The sequence below is a fragment of the Mesorhizobium sp. M7A.F.Ca.CA.004.12.1.1 genome (assembly GCF_003997835.1).
Taxonomy (GTDB): Bacteria; Pseudomonadota; Alphaproteobacteria; order Rhizobiales; family Rhizobiaceae; genus Mesorhizobium.
In genome coordinates, this window is sequence record NZ_RZRK01000858.1 from 1 (window position 1) to 2,546 (window position 2,546).

At 62.3% G+C, this 2,546-nt stretch carries 3 protein-coding genes; 2 read left to right on the forward strand and 1 reads right to left on the reverse strand.

Annotated features, from left to right (window positions below):
* A partial coding sequence (locus EN984_RS30805; protein WP_164765763.1) for a lipopolysaccharide biosynthesis protein occupies nucleotides 1–864 on the reverse strand: 864 nt, incomplete at its 3' end.
* A 185-nt stretch (nucleotides 865–1,049) separates the two neighbouring features.
* Here EN984_RS30805 and EN984_RS30810 point away from each other — a divergent pair.
* Nucleotides 1,050–2,222: a glycosyltransferase gene (locus EN984_RS30810; protein WP_127270877.1), complete on the forward strand. Its 1,173-nt coding sequence runs from the start codon at nucleotides 1,050–1,052 to the stop codon at nucleotides 2,220–2,222.
* Between the two features lie 40 nt (nucleotides 2,223–2,262).
* A partial coding sequence (locus EN984_RS30815) for a glycosyltransferase (RefSeq protein WP_127384195.1) occupies nucleotides 2,263–2,546 on the forward strand: 284 nt, incomplete at its 3' end.

Genomic DNA, 2,546 nt, shown 5'->3' on the forward strand with positions numbered 1-2,546 from the left:
ATCCGGCTCATCCTTCAGCCTCGAAAGCGCCGGAACCATCACCTTCGACAGCGGGTTGGTGATCTGGCTCAGCGGAAACAGAAGCAGCTTGTAGGCGCGGTCATAGAGGCCGAGTTGCGCCTCGCCCCAATATTTGCCGATCAGCACATTGTCGAGGTTGCGGGCAAAGAAATTGGCGAAGTTGAAGCCGGTGATGCCGGCGCCGAAATTGATCAGCTCGCCGATGCCGGCGACCTTGCGCGGCAGGCCCGGACGCCAGCGCGAGCTCGCCCAATAGCAGAGCGTCGGCAAAACGGCACCGGTCAGCGTGCCGGCAAACAGGGCCCAATAGGAGCGATCGATAAAGGTCCAGGCGATCGACACCGCAAGCCCGGCAATGGCGCTGGCGACGTCGATGACGGCCAGCCGGCCGAACTGCATGCGGCGTGTCAAGAGCGCCAGATGCTGGGCGCCCAGCCCATAGGCCATGATCTGCAGCCCGAACGCAGCCACCAGGCCCGTCACGCGCGGCTCGCCGTAGAAGGCGGCAACCAGCGGCGCCGCACCCGCAAGCACGCAAGCCAGGATCGCGCTGACCGCGACATTGATCCAGAAGAGGTAGTTCACCTCCTCATGCCGGATGCCCGACTTCTGGATCGTCGCCTGGGTCAGGCCGAAATCCTGGAACAGGGCGATAAAGGCAAGCACCGGCGCGCACATCGCCACGACGCCGAAATCCTGTGGCGACAACAACCGCGACAAGACGATAACGGACAGGATCTGTGTCGCGACCCGCACCGATTGCGCCATGGCCGTGACAACCGCGCCGCGCCCAACCGATTTGCGCAAGGAGCCTTCTGGCGGATCGAATGCATTGGCTTCCAAATTCAGGATTCCTGATTTTTTACGTTGATTTCCGAGCCCGAAAATCCACGACCGCCGCCGACCACAAACTACGGCAATAATTTTGCAGTGCAACAGAAAACGTGGACCGCCGCACCAAAAATGTTGCGATGCAGCAAGACCTGTACTAGCATTCCCTCGGGTGGGCCAACAGCGGTCGAGTTTTTATGCTGCATGTCTTGTACCTTGTGCACGACGTTTCCGACCCGGCGGTGCGCCGGCGGATCACGATGCTCAGGGCAGGTGGGGCCCAGGTCACTTTGGCCGGCTTCCGTCGCACCGCGAATCCGATTGCGGATATCGAGGGACTGCGGCCGATCGACCTCGGCGCGACGCGTGACGGGCGATTCGGCCAACGCCTCGCGGCCGTCGCCAAAGCAGCCGTTTCGATAGGCTCGAAGCTTGGCGGTATGCCAAAACCGGATCTCATCATCGCACGCAACCTGGAAATGCTGGCGCTTGCCCGCCGCGCCAGGTCAGCCTTCGGTGCATCGGTTCCGATCGTATACGAGTGCCTCGACATTCATCGGCTTGTGCTGCGCAACGATGTCCTGGGCAAGGCGCTGCGCGCCACCGAGCGCTTTCTGGCCAGGGATGTGAAGCTGCTGGTGACCAGTTCTCCTGCCTTTATCGCCAATTATTTCAAGCCGTTCGGCCAGGTTGCGGCACCCATCGAGCTGGTCGAAAACAAATATTTCGAGGCCGCGACGATCTTGCCCGGCGCTCCGGAGACTGAAGAGAGCCCGGTCGGTCCGCCATGGCGGATCGGCTGGTTCGGTGCGCTGCGCTGCCGACGCTCACTCGAGCTGCTGGCCGATTTCTCCCGCCGCATGGAGGGCCGCTTCGAGATCGTGCTGCGCGGACGTCCGGCTTTGTCGGAATTCCCTGACTTTCACGGCTTTGTCGAAGCCGAGCCGTGGCTGTCGTTTCTCGGGCCCTACCGCAATCCGGAAGACATGGCGGCGATCTACAACGATGTCCATTTTTCGTGGGCGATCGATTTCTTCGAGGCGGGGCAGAACTCCGAATGGCTTCTGCCCAACCGGCTCTATGAAGGCTGCCGTTTCGGAGCGGTGCCGATCTCGATGGGCAACACCGAGACCGGGCGGTTCCTCAAACAGCAGGATATCGGCGTGCTGTTGCCGCAGGCGTCGCCCGAAGCCCTCGAAGCCGTGCTCGGCAAGATGGAAGAGCATCGCTTCGCCAGGCTGAAGGAGCGCGTTCTGGCCCGCAATCCGAGGACCTGGAGCTACGATCGCAGCGATTGCCGGGCGCTTGTCGAGCGGCTGCGCAGCCTGACGGCCGTGCCCGGCTCCTTTGCCGCCGAGGCATTGGCATAGGATGGCCAAGGATGGACAGAGGCAAGATGGACAGAGATTGATGACGCAGACGGACAAACCCTCATCCAGCCTGATCGTCATTCCGTGCCTGAATGAAGCCGCCCATATCGGTGCGCTGCTCGATCAATTGCGGCCCGCGGCCGCCCGGCTTGGCGCCCGGATCATCGTCGCCGATGGCGGCAGCACCGACGGCACGCTTTCCATCGTCGAGGATGTGATTGCCAAGGACCCGCGGGTTATCCTGCTCCACAACAAGCGGCGCATCCAGAGCGCGGCGATCAATCTCGCCGTCGGTACCTTCGGCGATGGTGCCGACTATCTCCT

What these genes read in the sequence shown, in the direction of transcription:
- EN984_RS30810 (WP_127270877.1), top strand. Translation starts at nt 1,050, where the DNA reads ATGCTGCATGTCTTGTACCTTGTGCACGACGTTTCCGACCCGGCGGTG.